The organism is Cupriavidus necator N-1, assembly GCF_000219215.1.
In the GTDB taxonomy this organism is placed as follows: Bacteria; Pseudomonadota; Gammaproteobacteria; order Burkholderiales; family Burkholderiaceae; genus Cupriavidus; species Cupriavidus necator.
This window is the reverse complement of sequence record NC_015726.1, coordinates 652,474-665,151: the sequence shown is the minus strand read 5'-3', so window position 1 is coordinate 665,151 and position 12,678 is coordinate 652,474. Positions and strand designations below refer to the sequence as shown.

At 65.4% G+C, this 12,678-nt stretch carries 12 protein-coding genes and 1 pseudogene; 5 read left to right on the top strand and 8 right to left on the bottom strand.

Annotated elements, in window-relative coordinates; translation table 11 throughout:
• Nucleotides 1-6 precede the first annotated feature (6 nt).
• Complete coding sequence (locus CNE_RS03210; RefSeq protein ID WP_013955704.1) at nucleotides 7-1,056, top strand: Ldh family oxidoreductase; 1,050 nt, start codon at nucleotides 7-9, stop codon at nucleotides 1,054-1,056.
• A 58-nt stretch (nucleotides 1,057-1,114) separates the two neighbouring features.
• On the top strand, nucleotides 1,115-1,810 hold the full coding sequence (locus tag CNE_RS03205; protein WP_013955703.1) for a transglycosylase domain-containing protein: 696 nt from the start codon (nucleotides 1,115-1,117) through the stop codon (nucleotides 1,808-1,810).
• 54 nt (nucleotides 1,811-1,864) lie between these two features.
• On the opposite strand, the gene CNE_RS03200 is transcribed toward CNE_RS03205, so the two are convergent.
• The 5 genes from CNE_RS03200 to CNE_RS03180 are packed head-to-tail and all read right to left on the bottom strand — an operon-like array spanning nucleotide 1,865 to nucleotide 7,969.
• Complete coding sequence (locus tag CNE_RS03200) at nucleotides 1,865-2,089, bottom strand: formate dehydrogenase subunit delta (RefSeq protein WP_013955702.1); 225 nt, start codon at nucleotides 2,087-2,089, stop codon at nucleotides 1,865-1,867.
• Nucleotides 2,086-2,952 (bottom strand): formate dehydrogenase accessory sulfurtransferase FdhD, encoded by an 867-nt coding sequence (gene fdhD, locus CNE_RS03195; protein WP_013955701.1) that lies wholly within the window; start codon nucleotides 2,950-2,952, stop codon nucleotides 2,086-2,088. Before fdhD ends, CNE_RS03200 begins: the two co-directional genes overlap by 4 nt.
• 15 nt (nucleotides 2,953-2,967) lie before the next feature.
• Entirely contained in the window at nucleotides 2,968-5,847 is a 2,880-nt protein-coding gene (gene fdhF, locus CNE_RS03190; RefSeq protein ID WP_013955700.1) for a formate dehydrogenase subunit alpha, read from the bottom strand.
• Between the two features lie 35 nt (nucleotides 5,848-5,882).
• Complete coding sequence (locus tag CNE_RS03185) at nucleotides 5,883-7,445, bottom strand: formate dehydrogenase beta subunit (RefSeq protein WP_013955699.1); 1,563 nt, start codon at nucleotides 7,443-7,445, stop codon at nucleotides 5,883-5,885.
• Nucleotides 7,442-7,969, bottom strand: coding sequence for a formate dehydrogenase subunit gamma (locus CNE_RS03180; RefSeq protein WP_013955698.1), 528 nt, complete (start codon nucleotides 7,967-7,969; stop codon nucleotides 7,442-7,444). The genes CNE_RS03185 and CNE_RS03180 overlap by 4 nt, the downstream gene beginning before the upstream one ends.
• Nucleotides 7,970-8,118: 149 nt before the next feature.
• Here CNE_RS03180 and CNE_RS03175 point away from each other — a divergent pair, with 149 nt between their 5' ends.
• Nucleotides 8,119-9,213: a substrate-binding domain-containing protein gene (locus CNE_RS03175; protein ID WP_013955697.1), complete on the top strand. Its 1,095-nt coding sequence runs from the start codon at nucleotides 8,119-8,121 to the stop codon at nucleotides 9,211-9,213.
• Here CNE_RS03175 and fdxA read toward each other — a convergent pair.
• Nucleotides 9,210-9,539 (bottom strand): ferredoxin FdxA, encoded by a 330-nt coding sequence (gene fdxA / locus CNE_RS03170; RefSeq protein ID WP_013955696.1) that lies wholly within the window; start codon nucleotides 9,537-9,539, stop codon nucleotides 9,210-9,212. The two genes, CNE_RS03175 and fdxA, sit on opposite strands and share 4 nt — an antisense overlap.
• Nucleotides 9,540-9,825: 286 nt before the next feature.
• Nucleotides 9,826-10,125: pseudogene (gene tnpA / locus CNE_RS03165) on the bottom strand (IS200/IS605 family transposase); the annotation flags it as partial.
• A gap of 54 nt (nucleotides 10,126-10,179) precedes the next feature.
• On the opposite strand from tnpA, the gene CNE_RS03160 reads away from it, so the two are divergent.
• On the top strand, nucleotides 10,180-11,340 hold the full coding sequence (locus tag CNE_RS03160; protein ID WP_049800594.1) for an RNA-guided endonuclease InsQ/TnpB family protein: 1,161 nt from the start codon (nucleotides 10,180-10,182) through the stop codon (nucleotides 11,338-11,340).
• Here CNE_RS03160 and CNE_RS41990 read toward each other — a convergent pair whose 3' ends face one another.
• Nucleotides 11,341-11,961: a hemerythrin domain-containing protein gene (locus CNE_RS41990; protein ID WP_238553033.1), complete on the bottom strand. Its 621-nt coding sequence runs from the start codon at nucleotides 11,959-11,961 to the stop codon at nucleotides 11,341-11,343. It lies immediately after the preceding gene.
• On the opposite strand from CNE_RS41990, the gene CNE_RS03150 reads away from it, so the two are divergent.
• On the top strand, nucleotides 11,879-12,646 hold the full coding sequence (locus tag CNE_RS03150) for a tripartite tricarboxylate transporter substrate binding protein (RefSeq protein ID WP_013955693.1): 768 nt from the start codon (nucleotides 11,879-11,881) through the stop codon (nucleotides 12,644-12,646). The two genes, CNE_RS41990 and CNE_RS03150, sit on opposite strands and share 83 nt — an antisense overlap.
• Nucleotides 12,647-12,678 lie beyond the last annotated feature (32 nt).

Below are 12,678 nucleotides of genomic sequence, written 5' to 3'. Positions count from 1 at the left end.
GCTGCCATGAAGGTCTCCCTCACCAGCGCCCGCCAGCTTGCCCGCGACATCCTCGCCGCGCAGCAGGTACCCGCCGACATCGCCGACGACGTGGCCGAGCACCTGGTCGAAGCCGACCGCTGCGGCTATATCAGCCACGGCTTGTCGATCCTGCCCAACTACCGCACGGCCCTCGACAGCCACAGCGTCAACCCGCAAGGCCGCGCCAAATGCGTGCTGGACCAGGGCACGCTGATGGTGTTCGACGGCGACGGCGGCTTCGGCCAGCACGTGGGCAAGTCCGTGATGCAGGCAGCGATCGAGCGCGTGCGCCAGCATGGCCACTGCATCGTCACGCTGCGCCGCTCGCACCATCTCGGCCGCATGGGCCACTACGGCGAGATGGTGGCAGCCGCCGGCTTTGTGCTGCTGAGCTTCACCAACGTGATCAACCGCGCGCCTGTGGTGGCCCCGTTCGGCGGCCGCGTGGCGCGGCTCACCACCAACCCGCTGTGCTTTGCCGGGCCGATGCCCAACGGGCGGCCGCCGTTGGTGATGGACATCGCCACCAGCGCGATTGCGATCAACAAGGCCCGTGTGCTGGCCGAGAAAGGCGAGGCGGCGCCAGAGCGCAGCATCATCGACGCCGACGGCAACCCCACCACCGACGCCTCCACCATGTTCGGCGAACACCCCGGCGCGCTGCTGCCCTTCGGCGGCCACAAGGGCTATGGGCTGGGCGTGGTGGCCGAGTTGCTGGCGGGCGTGCTGTCCGGCGGCGGGACCATCCAGCCGGACAACCCGCGCGGCGGCGTGGCCACCAACAACCTGTTCGCGGTGCTGCTCAATCCTGCGCTGGACCTGGGCCTGGACTGGCAGAGCGCCGAGGTCGAGGCGTTCATCCGCTACCTGCACGACACGCCGCCGGCGCCGGGCGTCGACCGCGTGCAGTACCCCGGCGAGTACGAGGCCGCCAACCGGGCGCAGGCCGGCGACACGCTGGACATCAACCCGGCCATCTGGCGTAACCTCGAGCGCCTGGCACAGTCGCTCAACGTAGCCGTCCCCACGGCCTGAAGGCGCCGCCCGCGGCGGGGCTCGCGCCCTGCCGCGCGCGGCTGGCACAATACGTGCCATGAAAAGCCTCTGGTCCGCCTTCATCAAGCTGCTGGTGCTCGCCGTGATCGGCGGCGCGCTACTGGCCGTCATCGCCATCCTGGCCGCCAACCGGCAGCTGCCGTCGCTCGACGCGCTTACCGCCTTCCGCCATACGCCCGACTATGTGCCCATCGGCAAGATCCCGCGCGAGCTGACCGACGCCGTGGTGGCGATCGAGGATGAGCGCTTCTACGTGCATGACGGCATCGACTACATCGGCGTCGTCCGTGCCGGCGTTGCCAACTTGTCGGACGAGCTGTCGCAGGGGGCATCGACCATCACCATGCAGGTGGCACGCAATTTCTACCTGTCGCGGGACAAGACCTATACCCGCAAGCTGTACGAGGTGCTGCTGTCCTACCGGATTGAAAAGGCGCTGACCAAGGACGAGATCCTGGAGCTGTATATGAACAAGATCTACCTGGGACAGGGGGCGTACGGCTTTGCCGATGCGGCGCGGGCTTACTTCGGCAAGCGGTTGGATCAGTTGACGCTGGCTGAGTGTGCGATGCTGGCCGGGTTGCCCAAGGCGCCTTCGGCTAACAATCCGGTGGCGAATCCCAGGCGGGCGCGGCAGCGGCAGGTTTATATCCTGCAGCGAATGCTGGAGCTTGGGCGGATCTCGCGGGGGGAGTATGACGGGGCGTTGCTGGAGCCGTTGAGGTTGAGGTGAGGTGGTGTTTCTGCTTGGCACCGGAGGTGCCTGGCACCAAGCCCAACGCCTCCCTTACTCCAGCATCGCCCGATGCCGCCCCAGCGCCTCGCGCACGATATCCAACAGCCCGTTCCCTGCTTCGGCATCCACATGCCCCAGCAGCGCCTTGCGCATCCGCGGCTCCCAGAACCGCTTGATATGCCCCGCAATATCCGAGACAGCCTCTTCCCGATCCGGCATGGCCTCGAAGAAGCTGCCGATCTGGTTGGCCATGGTGATGAGGTTGTCGATCTTCATGCCAGACTCGCTTCGTGCTGCAAACGTTGGGGATGGGCATAGACCACGTGCGCGCCGGCGCGCACGAAGCCGGCCAGGGTGATGTTGGCCTGCTCGGCGAGGCGCACGGCCAGCGCCGTCGGTGCGGACACTGCGGCCAGCACGCCGGCGCCGATGGCGGCGGTCTTCAGCACCATTTCATAGCTCGCGCGACTGGTCACCAGCACCGCGCCGCTGGAGATGTCCTCGCCGCTGCGGGCAAGCGCGCCCGCCAGCTTGTCCAGCGCGTTGTGGCGGCCCACGTCTTCGCGCACCAGCGATACATGGCCATCGGCACGCAGCCATGCGGCAGCGTGCGTCGCACCCGTGTGTTGCTGCAGCTCCTGTCGCAGTTGCAGTTGCACGAAGGCGGCCTGAATCACGTCGGTATGGAAGCTGGCTTCGCTGCGCACAGGTGCCGGCAGGCGCATCACCTGCTCCAGCGATTCAGTGCCGCACAGCCCGCAGCCGGTGCGCCCGGCCAGCGAGCGGCGGCGATCCTTGAGCCGCATGAAGGCTTCGGAGGCGATCTCCAGCTGCACGGCGATGCCGTGCTCGCGCATATCGATCTCGATGTCATAGACGTCGCTGGCACGGGTAACGATGCCCTCGCTCAGGCTGAACCCGAGCGCAAAGTCCTCCAGGTCGGCCGGCGTCGCCAGCATCACCGCGTGCGAGATGCCGTTGTACACCAGCGCGACCGGCACTTCCTCGGCCACTTCATCGGGGCTCAGCATCAGCTCGCCGCGGCGCCAGCGGCTGACGGCGAAGGTGCTGTGGGTGGCGGGCACGGCGTCTTCCGCCGCGTCCGGATCAATTTCCGGTGACTGCATGCAGCGCATCATGGCGTAACCCTCCGCTCACCCTGCGGCCTGCGCCGGATCGGCGCTCGCTGCTTCCAGCAGTTGCAGCTGCTGGGTGTTGAACTCCTGGTACTCCCGCTGCCACGCCGAAGGCTGCGCCACCGGCAGCACCTGCACCGCGGTCACCTTGTATTCCGGGCAGTTGGTGGCCCAGTCGGAATTGTCGGTGGTGATCACATTGGCGCCGGATTCCGGGAAGTGGAAGGTGGTGTAGACCACACCCGGCTGCATGCGCTCGCTGACAATCGCGCGCAGCACGGTGTCCCCTGCCCGGCTCTGCACCCCGACCCAGTCGCCGTCCTTGATGCCGCGCTCCTCGGCATCGTGCGGATGGATCTCGAGCCGGTCCTCGGCATGCCAGTAGACGTTGTCGGTGCGGCGCGTCTGCGCGCCGACGTTGTATTGCGACAGGATGCGGCCAGTGGTCAGGATCAGCGGGAAGGCGCGCGTGATCTTCTCGGTGGTGGGCACGTACTTGGTGATGATGAATTTGCCCTTGCCACGCACGAAGGCGTCGATATGCATGGTCGGCGTGCCTTCCGGCGCGTCGGCGTTGCACGGCCACTGGATGCTGCCCAGCTGGTCCAGGCGCTTGTAGCTGACGCCCGCGAAGGTCGGCGTCAGGCGCGCGATCTCGTCCATGATCTCCGACGGATGCTTGTACTCCATCGGATAGCCGAGCGCATTGGCCAGCAGGATGGTCGCTTCCCAGTCGGCATAGCGCGCCTTGGGCGGCATCACCTTGCGCACGCGCGAGATGCGGCGCTCGGCGTTGGTGAAGGTGCCGTCCTTTTCCAGGAAGGACGAGCCCGGCAGGAACACGTGCGCGTACTTGGCGGTCTCGTTGAGGAAGATGTCCTGCACCACAATGCATTCCATCGACGACAGCGCCTCGGACACGTGCTGCGTATTCGGGTCGGACTGGACGATGTCCTCGCCCTGGCAGTACAGGCCCTTGAAGCTGCCAGCCAGCGCGGCTTCGAACATATTGGGAATGCGCAGGCCCGGCTCGGGGCTGATCTCGACGTTCCACGCAGCTTCGAACAGGCCACGCGTGGTCGAGTCCGACACGTGGCGGTAGCCCGGCAGCTCATGCGGGAACGAGCCGATATCGCACGAGCCCTGCACGTTGTTCTGCCCGCGCAGCGGGTTCACGCCCACGCCTTCGCGACCGATATTGCCGGTGGCCATGGCCAAGTTGGCAATGCCCATCACGGTGGTGGAGCCTTGCGCATGCTCGGTCACGCCCAGGCCGTAGTAGATCGCTGCATTGCCGCCGGTAGCGTACAGGCGCGCGGCGCCGCGCAGCTGTTCCGCCGGAATGCCGGTGACGCTTTCCATGGCCTCGGGCGAGTTCTCCGCCAACGAGACGAAATCGCGCCATTGCTGGAAGGCGCGGTCCTCGCAGCGCTCAGCGATGAAGGCTTCGTTGAGCAGGCCTTCGGTGACGATCACGTGGGCCAGCGAGGTCACCAGTGCCACGTTGGTGCCCGGGCGCAGCTGCAGGTGATAGTCGGCACGGATATGCGGCGAGTCGACCAGGTCGATGCGGCGCGGATCGACCACAATCAGCTTCGCACCGGCGCGCAGGCGCTTCTTCATGCGCGAGGCAAAGACCGGGTGTCCGTCGGTCGGGTTGGCGCCGATCACCATGATCACGTCGGCCTTCTCGACCGACTTGAAGGTCTGCGTGCCGGCCGATTCACCCAGCGTCTGCTTCAGGCCATAGCCGGTCGGCGAATGGCACACGCGCGCGCAGGTGTCGACGTTGTTGTTGCCGAAGGCGGCGCGCACCAGTTTCTGGACCAGATAGCCCTCTTCATTGGTGCAGCGCGACGACACGATGCCGCCGATCGAATCCTTGCCGTGCTCGGCCTGGATACGTTTGAACTGCGACGCGGCGTAGTCGATCGCCTCTTCCCACGACACCTCGCGCCACGGATCGGTGATCTTGGCGCGGATCATCGGCTTGAGAATGCGGTCCTTGTGCGTGGCGTAGCCCCAGGCAAAGCGGCCCTTGACGCAGGCGTGACCTTCATTGGCCTTGCCGTCCTTGTACGGCACCATGCGCACCACTTCATTGCCCTTCATCTCGGCCTTGAACGAACAGCCCACGCCGCAATAGGCACAGGTAGTCACGGTGCTGTGCGAGGGCTGGCCGAACTTGATCACCGAGGTCTCGGTCAGCGTCGCGGTCGGGCACGCCTGCACGCAGGCGCCGCACGAGACGCAGTCCGATTCCATGAACGACTGGCTGGTGCCGGGCGAGACGCGGGAATCGAAGCCGCGGCCGCTGATGGTCAGGGCGAAGGTACCCTGCGTTTCCTCGCAGGCACGCACGCAGCGGTTGCAGACGATGCACTTGGAGGGGTCATAGGTGAAGTAAGGATTGGATTCGTCCTTCTTCATCTGCGTGTGCGTCGCGATCGGCGCAGCTTCCGGGCCGCCGTCGTTGTAGCGCACTTCACGCAGGCCGACCACGCCGGCCATGTCCTGCAGTTCGCAATTGCCGTTGGTCGGGCAGGTCAGGCAATCGAGCGGGTGGTCGGAGATATACAGCTCCATCACGCCGCGACGCAGGTCGGCCAGCTTGTCGCTCTGGGTCTTGACCTTCATGCCGGCTTCGACCGGCGTGGTGCACGATGCCGGATAGCCGCGGCGCCCTTCGATCTCGACCAGGCACAGCCGGCACGAGCCGAAGGCTTCGAGGCTGTCGGTGGCGCACAGCTTGGGGACGGCGATCTGCGCTTCCATCGCGGCGCGCATCACTGAGGTGCCGGCGGGCACGGTGACGCTGACGCCATCGACCTCCAGGGTGACCAGTTCAGTGGATGGGCTGGCAGGCGTGCCGAAATCGATCTCGTTGCGGGCGTTCATGGCGGTTTGTCTCCCGTGTCTCTGCTGGACCTGGCTCAGGCGGCCTTGGCTGGGTTGGAGGCGAGGCCGAAGTCCTCGGGGAATTCATTCAGCGCGGACAGCACCGGGTACGGTGTCATGCCGCCCATCGCGCACAGCGAGCCGTTAAGCATGGTGTCGCACAGGTCGCGCACCAGTGCGACATGCTTGACCGGCTGCTCGCCGGCAATGATGCGGTCCATCACTTCGACCCCGCGGGTCGAGCCGATCCGGCACGGGGTGCACTTGCCGCACGATTCGATCGCACAGAACTCCATCGCGTAGCGGGCCTGCTTTGCCATGTCGACGGTTTCATCGAACACCACGATGCCGCCGTGGCCGACCACGCCGCCGAACGCGGCATAGGCTTCATAGTCCAGCGGCACGTCGAAGCGCGACTCGGGCAGGTAGGCGCCCAGCGGCCCGCCCACCTGCACCGCGCGGATGGCGCGGCCGCTGCGCGTGCCGCCGCCGTAGTCGACCAGCAGCTCGCGCAGCGTGACGCCGAACGCTTTCTCCACCAGTCCGCCCCGCTTGATGTTTCCGGCCAGCTGGAACGGCAGCGTGCCGCGCGAACGGCCCATGCCGTAGTCGCGGTAGTACTGCGCGCCGCGCGCCAGGATCACCGGCACGGTGGCCAGCGAGATCACGTTGTTGATCACCGTGGGCTTGCCGAACAGCCCCTGCAGCGCCGGCAGCGGCGGCTTGGCGCGCACCACGCCGCGCCGTCCTTCCAGGCTTTCCAGCAGCGCGGTTTCCTCGCCGCAGACATAGGCGCCGGCGCCCTTGCGCACTTCCAGGTGGAAGCGCTTGCCGCTGCCGCGGATGTCGTCGCCGAGCCAGCCGGCGGCGTTGGCGATGCCGATCGCGCTTTCCAGCACGGCAATCGCGTGCGGGTATTCGGAACGGCAGTAGATGTAGCCCTGCTCAGCACCCACCGCCAGGGCGGCAATGGTCATGCCTTCGATCAGCATGAACGGGTCGTCTTCCATCACCATGCGGTCAGAGAACGTGCCCGAGTCGCCTTCGTCGGCATTGCAGACGATGTACTTGACCGCGGACTGCGCGCCCAGCACGGTCTTCCACTTGATGCCGGTCGGGAATGCCGCGCCGCCGCGGCCGCGCAGGCCGGAGTCGGCGACCTCCTGCACGATCTCGGCGGGCTGCATCGCCAGCGCGCGCTCCAGGCCGGCAAAGCCCTCATGCGCGCGGTAGTCGTCCAGCGACAGCGGATCGGTGATGCCGACGCGGGCGAAGGTCAGGCGCTCCTGCTGCTTCAGGAAGGGGATCTCTTCGGTCACGCCCTGCGACAGCGCGTGCTCGCCGCCTTGCAGCAGGCCAGCGTCGAACAATTCCGGCACGTCTGCGGCGCTGACCGGGCCATAGGCCACGCGGCCGGCTCCGGTCTGCACCTCGACCAGCGGCTCCAGCCAGAACATGCCGCGCGAGCCGTTGCGGACAATGCGCACGTGCTGGTTGCGCGCGGCGGCTTCGCGCGCAATGGCGCGCGCCACATCGTCGGCGCCCAGCGCCAGCGCGGTGGAGTCGCGCGGCACGAAGATGGTGGTGACCGTGATCATGCCTGTGCCTCCGCCGCTTCCGGGGTTTCTTTCGAAGACTCGCGCAGCGAGCGCACCAGCGCGTCGAAGCGCTTCGCGTCGACATAGCCGTGCAGTTGCTCGCCGACCATCACCGCCGGGCCGCAGGCGCACTGGCCCAGGCAATAAACCGGCTCCAGCGTCACCTGCCCGTCCGCGCTGGTTTCATGGAAGCCACAGCCAAGTGCGCGCTGCGCATGCTCGGCCAGCGCTTCGGCACCGACCGACTGGCAGGCTTCGGCGCGGCAGACCTGTACCACGTGGCGCCCGGCCGGCTGCTGGCGGAAGTGGTGGTAGAAGGTGATCACGCCATGCACCTCGGCGCGCGACAGGTTCAGCGCGCGGGCAATCACGGGCACGGCGGCGTCGGGAATATAGCCCTGTGTGTCCTGGATCTCATGCAGGATCGGCAGCAAGGCGCCCGGCATTTCCTGGCGTGCCGCCACGATGGCGGCGATGCGCGTGGCATCGGCGGATGCCGCTGCGTGGGGGGCAATTTCTGGCATAGCGTCTCCTGTGAGGCGTCGCACAGATCGGCAGCGCGGCCTCTTATATGCTATTTTTTTCCTATTTACGGGCTGTGGCGTCGCCGTTTTTCCCGTTGGAAGGACTATATGGGAGTGACAGCGCCCCTTCAATAAGCTATTTTCTACATATGATCCGCATCTCGATTCACCCGCACCTGCAGATCCGGGACGAAGCCAGCCCCGGTGGCGAGGCCCTGGACGTGTCCCGGCTTGTCGCCCTACTCGGTCATATCGAGGAATCCGGCAGCATCAGCCACTCGGCACAGGCGGTATCGCTGTCCTACCGCTACGCCTGGGGCATCCTGCGCGATGCCGAGGCGCTGTTCGGCGGCCCGCTGATCGACAAGACTCGCGGGCGCGGCAGCGCGCTGACGCCGCTGGCGCAGCAGCTGGTGTGGGCCAGCAAGCGGATCGGGGCGCGGCTGTCACCGACGCTGGACAGCCTGGCGTCCGAGCTGGAGATCGAGTTGAAGAAGCTGATGGACCAGCCCGAAGCCACGGCGCGGCTGCATGCCAGCCACGGCTTCGCGGTGGCGGCGCTGCGCGACTTCCTCGACGAGCAGCAGGTGCGGCACGACCTGAAGTACTGCGGCAGCGTCGAGGCCGTGGCGGCCCTGGCCGAAGGCGCCTGCGATATCGCCGGCTTCCATGTGCCGGTGGGCGAGTTCGAGCACGGCATGTGGCGGCATTTCACCACCTGGCTCAAACCGGACACCCACTGCCTGGTGCACCTGGCGGTGCGCAGCCAGGGGCTGTTCGTGCGGCCGGGCAACCCGCTTGGCATCCACACGCTGGAAGACCTGACCCGGCGCGAGGTGCGCTTCGTCAACCGCCAAGTGGGCTCGGGCACGCGCCTGCTGCTGGACCTGATGCTGGCCGCGCGCGGCATCGACACAGCCCGCATCGAGGGCTACAGCAATGGCGAGTTCACCCACGCCGCGGTGGCCGCGTATATTGGCAGCGGCATGGCCGACGTGGGCTTTGGCGTGGAAACCGCGGCGCGGCGCTTCGGGCTGGCGTTCGTGCCAGTGATCAAGGAGCGCTACTTCTTTGCGATCGAGCGTGCCAAGCTGCGCAGCGCGGCACTGGCCGGCGCGGTGGACGCGCTCACCAGCGAAGCCTTCCGCCAGCGCGTCAATGCACTGCCCGGCTACGACGGCACGCTGACCGGCACCGTGCTGACGCTGGAAGAAGCGTTCCCGGACTACACCGCGGGGCGCTAGCGCTCCAGCAACGACAGGCGGTCAGGATGACCGGCCCATTGCTCATGGCCGGGGATCGGCCCCTTGGCCTTGAGCAACGGCAGCCAGTCCGCGCGCCGCGACAGTTCGGCATTGAGGGCAATGAACTGGCGCTGGTCCTCGGGCAGGTCATGCTCCGAGTAGATCGCGCCGACCGGGCACAGCGGCACGCACATCGAGCAATCGATGCACTGGTCGGGGTCGATGGCGAGGAAGTTGGGCCCTTCGTGGAAGCACGACATCGGGCAGACTTCGACGCAATCGGTATGGCGACACTGGATGCAGGCATCCGTCACGACAAAGGTCATGGGGCAGTTGCGGTACGGCAGGTGATGACCGCATCATCGTAGCGTCCCGCCCGCGGGCGCGGGACGCGTCCCATTGTGCGACTCCTTCAAATCCGCTGAAGAGCCGCACCCGGCCTGGCCCGGGCGCAGGCGCGTCAGGCGGTCTCGCGCATCAGTTCTTCCTTGCGCGCCGCCATGGCCTGCGCCACGTCGCGCAGGTTGACCAGGTGCGCGGCAAGCCTCGGCCTTTAGGCAGCCTTTAGGCCGGGGAAGGATAGCGCGGACGCCGTCGGCGTCCTTTCGGCGGCTAATGCGGCGTCTGTTGTTGTTCAATGTATTGGCGGATAATCTCGATGGGCGCACCGCCGCAGCTCCCTGCGAAGTAAGACGGCGACCACAGCGCACCGCCCCATAGCTTCTTGCTGATGCTCGGGTAGTTCTTCTTTCGGATCATACGGCTGGATACCCCTTTCAAGCTGTTTACCAGTGCGGACACCGCGACCTTTGGCGGGTAGTTCACAAGAAGGTGAACGTGATCGTCCTCCCCATCGAACTCCACCAGTTCAGCTTCGAAATCTGCGCAAACGCCGGTAAATATGTCGCGCAGGTCCTCTGCCGAATGTCATTGTCGTCGCTCATAGGCCAAGAGTATGATTGGGCCATGCAGCGTCTTCAAGCCTTCAAATACGAATTGATGCCGAACGGCGAGCAGCAGCGCAACATGCGCCGTTATGCCGGATCGTGCCGGTTCGTCTATAACAAGGCGCTGGCGTTGCAGAAACAGCGTTACGATCAAGGCGAAAAGAAGCTCAGCTATGCCGGTCTGTGTAAGCAACTCACGGAGTGGCGCAACAGCACGGAAACAGCATGGCTGGCCGATGCACCAGTCCATCCTCTTCAACAGACGCTCAAGGACTTGGAGCGGGCCTACACAAATTTCTTCGCAAAACGGGCCGACTTCCCGCGTTTCAAGAAGAAGGGTCTGGGCGACAGTTTCCGCTATCCCGACCAGAAGCAAATCAAGCTTGATCAGACCAACTCGCGTATCTTTTTGCCCAAGCTGGGCTGGCTGCGATACAGGAACAGCCGCGACGTACTCGGTGAGGTACGCAATGCCTGCGTCAGGCTTTCGGGCGGCAAGTGGTTTGTTTCGATCCAGACTGAGCGGAAGGTCGAGCGACCTGTGCCGAAAGCCACCAGCGCCATCGGCATCGACATGGGCATCGCTCGCTTTGCCACCATGAGCGATGGCACTTTCCTCGCGCCGCTCAACAGCTTTAGGAAGCACGAAGCCAGACTGCGCCGTGCGCAGCGGGCGATGAGCCGCAAGACGAAATTCAGCAACAACTGGAAGAAGTCCAAGGCCCGAATCCAGCGTATCCACGCACGCATCGGTAACGCCCGCCTCGACTACCTGCACAAAGCCACGACCACGATCAGCGAAAATCAAGCGATGGTGTGTATCGAGGACCTGAAGGTACGGAACATGTCCAAGTCAGCGGCCGGTTCAAGCGGGCAACCGGGCAAGAACGTCAGGGCCAAGTCCGGCCTGAACAAGGCCATCCTCGATCAGGGTTGGTACGAGTTCGGGCGTCAACTGGAATACAAGCTAGCGTGGAATGGCGGCTGGCTAATAGCTGTGCCGCCACAGCACACCAGTCGCACGTGCCCTTGCTGCGGGCATGTATCTGCCGAGAACCGGCAGAGCCAGGCGAGCTTCGCCTGTGTGGCATGCGGCTATGCGAATCACGCCGACGTGGTCGGCGCGATCAACATTTTGGCGCGGGGGCACCGCGTTGCAGCCTGTGGAGAGTCGGCGTAGTCAAGCCGCTCTACGAAGCAGGAACCCACCGAAGTGACTACGTAGAGCATCACGTAGCGCCGTAGGAATCCTCGTCCTTTCCGCCGTAAGGCGGCAGCCGAAGGCTGAGGACGGAGAGGATGTCAACTTTTCCTTGATCGCGTTCTTGAACAGCTCGCCCTCCTCTTCCTCGATATGGTGGGCGACGTATTCTGACAGCACCGTGTAATTGGCTTCGAGCTTGTCGCCGGCAGGATCCTCCTCGATCGCCGCGATCAGGTCCTTCGCCACCTGGTGCTCGACCTCAGCCTCGTCCAGCAGGTCGTCGATCTCGTCGCTGATGCCGCGTAGCGCCGGATAGAAGATCTCTTCCTCGATGGTGGCGTGCACCGTGAGCTGTTTATCGCTTCCTTCCTGCTGGCCGCACACGCGCACAGTGTTGCCACGACACCGCAGGCGGCACTGGCGCGCCACGCCAGGTTCGTGCGCTCGCACTTCGGCATCGGCGACGACCGGAAGATGATCTGCACCATTTCGTTTGGCTACGCCGACCCCGGTCATGCAGCGAACAGCTTCAGGACGAGCCGGGCGCCCGACGAAGAAATCATGCGCCTGGTGTAACACACTGCTGTTCGCCGGCATTCCCCACCTCACCACGCGGTGGTTTGCCGATGGCCAGGTCACATTCGATCCGATCATGAACTTCGTGCCGCTTGCCAGGGTCAGCAGTTCCGCGCTGTGCATCGTGGTCGGGGCCGACTCGCCTTACAAGACTTTGGGCGACCTGGTCGAGGCCATGAAGCGCAAGCCTGGCGAGATCACGTTTTCATCCGGGGGCGCGGGCAGCACCTCGCATCTTTGCGCCGTGATGCTGAACGACCTGACCAGGACACGCGCCAAGCATATCCCTTACAAGGGGAACGGGCCCGCGGTGACAGACGTCATTGCCGGCCAGGTGGATTTCACATGCCAGGGTGCACCGAGCGTGGTGCTGATGGTCAAGGCGGGGAAACTGCGCGGCCTCGCTGTCACCAGCCCCGCGCGATTGGGCGAGATCCCGGAGGTCCCGACCGCGGCACAAGCCGGCGTTGCGGGCTACCAGGTCTCGTCGTGGATCGGAGCCCTGGCACCGGTGGCGACGGCGGCAGCGGTTGTGGAGCGCCTGTCCGACGAACTGATCCGCATCGCCCAATCGCCCGCGTTCAAGGCGTTCTGCGCGCAGCAGTCGATGTACGTCGACATCGCGGATCGCCGCCAGTTTCTTGCCGAGCTGCCGAAGGAGGATGCGCGCTGGAAGCGGATCTCGCACCTGGCGAAAGAATCCTGACTTCGCTCCCGATCGGAACGAAGCCAATTCCA

Bases quoted from the DNA above. Each gene is read 5' to 3' on its own strand.
- CNE_RS03210 (WP_013955704.1), top strand. From the start codon at position 7: ATGAAGGTCTCCCTCACCAGCGCCCGCCAGCTTGCCCGCGACATCCTC.
- CNE_RS03205 (WP_013955703.1), top strand. From the start codon at position 1,115: ATGAAAAGCCTCTGGTCCGCCTTCATCAAGCTGCTGGTGCTCGCCGTG.
- CNE_RS03200 (WP_013955702.1), bottom strand. From the start codon at position 2,089: ATGAAGATCGACAACCTCATCACCATGGCCAACCAGATCGGCAGCTTC.
- fdhD (WP_013955701.1), bottom strand. From the start codon at position 2,952: ATGATGCGCTGCATGCAGTCACCGGAAATTGATCCGGACGCGGCGGAA.
- fdhF (WP_013955700.1), bottom strand. From the start codon at position 5,847: ATGAACGCCCGCAACGAGATCGATTTCGGCACGCCTGCCAGCCCATCC.
- CNE_RS03185 (WP_013955699.1), bottom strand. From the start codon at position 7,445: ATGATCACGGTCACCACCATCTTCGTGCCGCGCGACTCCACCGCGCTG.
- CNE_RS03180 (WP_013955698.1), bottom strand. From the start codon at position 7,969: ATGCCAGAAATTGCCCCCCACGCAGCGGCATCCGCCGATGCCACGCGC.
- CNE_RS03175 (WP_013955697.1), top strand. From the start codon at position 8,119: ATGATCCGCATCTCGATTCACCCGCACCTGCAGATCCGGGACGAAGCC.
- fdxA (WP_013955696.1), bottom strand. From the start codon at position 9,539: ATGACCTTTGTCGTGACGGATGCCTGCATCCAGTGTCGCCATACCGAT.
- CNE_RS03160 (WP_049800594.1), top strand. From the start codon at position 10,180: ATGCAGCGTCTTCAAGCCTTCAAATACGAATTGATGCCGAACGGCGAG.
- CNE_RS03150 (WP_013955693.1), top strand. From the start codon at position 11,879: ATGCAGCGAACAGCTTCAGGACGAGCCGGGCGCCCGACGAAGAAATCA.
- CNE_RS41990 (WP_238553033.1), bottom strand. From the start codon at position 11,961: ATGCCGGCGAACAGCAGTGTGTTACACCAGGCGCATGATTTCTTCGTC.